General features: G+C 37.4%; 1 protein-coding gene. It reads left to right on the top strand.

What is annotated here, in order from left to right:
* Positions 1 to 629: LXG domain-containing protein (locus tag AC1DJR_RS32635; protein ID WP_477004532.1), on the top strand; the 629-nt coding region annotated here is incomplete at both ends.

Consider the following 629-nt stretch of genomic DNA (forward strand, 5'->3'; position numbering starts at 1 on the left):
GTCAATTTCAATCACAAGTCGCTTCCACAGATGTAATTGAACAAGAAATATTAGAACAAATTCGAGAAATTGACCGAATGAAAGCAAGTATGGAAGCCATCAGTCAAGCTATGCCAATCCCAGGTATGGAAGCTATGGCAAATCTTTTTACTGTCATGAGGAAAAAACTGCAAGAAAAATTAGAACATCTATATGAATTTAATTATACTTCTAGTAGTAATTATGATACAGCACTTCAACTAGCTGCTAGTATCGCACAAGGTTTAGCAGAGGTACAAAGTGGAAAAGGTTTTAGTCCTGCAAGTGGTACATTTAGTACACAAGGGTTGAATATGGAATGGACAACTTCTATTCAAGCGATTACAGAAGAGAGGGCACGACAAGCTGCCAATTCAATTGAAGAAGGTGAAATGTGTGGTAAGCTACCTGAAAAATCTACTGGTGAAAAAATTTGGGACGGTATTGTAGATGGTACGGAACAAGCAGTTAGCGATACAATAGATGGAATAAAAGCTTTAGGAGACTGGGAAACGTGGGAAAACATGGGGAACGCTGCTTTGCACCCTATTGATACCCTTAGTACCATGTATAATGCATTATCGGATTCATTTATTAATGATGTAATAAAT

Source organism: Bacillus sp. 05T31 (assembly GCF_056396725.1).